This is a genomic window from Bacillus hominis (assembly GCF_018332515.1).
GTDB lineage: Bacteria > Bacillota > Bacilli > Bacillales > Bacillaceae_G > Bacillus_A > Bacillus_A hominis.
Map to the genome: position 1 here is coordinate 1 of NZ_BOQD01000696.1, position 287 is coordinate 287.

At 53.0% G+C, this 287-nt stretch carries 1 protein-coding gene; it reads left to right on the top strand.

The genetic code is table 11. The annotated features are described in order from the left end of the window. On the top strand, positions 1–215 hold a 215-nt coding region (locus KI356_RS29005), incomplete at its 5' end, for an alpha-isopropylmalate synthase regulatory domain-containing protein (protein WP_274388416.1). Between the last annotated feature and the right edge of the window lie 72 nt (positions 216–287).

Genomic DNA, 287 nt, shown 5'->3' on the forward strand with positions numbered 1-287 from the left:
CCAAAGGCCACGGTAAAGATGCGCTGGGTCAGGTGGATATCGTCGCTAACTACAACGGTCGCCGCTTCCACGGCGTCGGCCTGGCTACCGATATTGTCGAGTCATCTGCCAAAGCCATGGTGCACGTTCTGAACAATATCTGGCGTGCCGCAGAAGTCGAAAAAGAGTTGCAACGCAAAGCTCAACAAAACGAAAACAACAAGGAAACCGTGTGATGTCGAAGAATTACCATATTGCCGTATTGCCGGGGGACGGTATTGGTCCGGAAGTGATGACCCAGGCGCTGA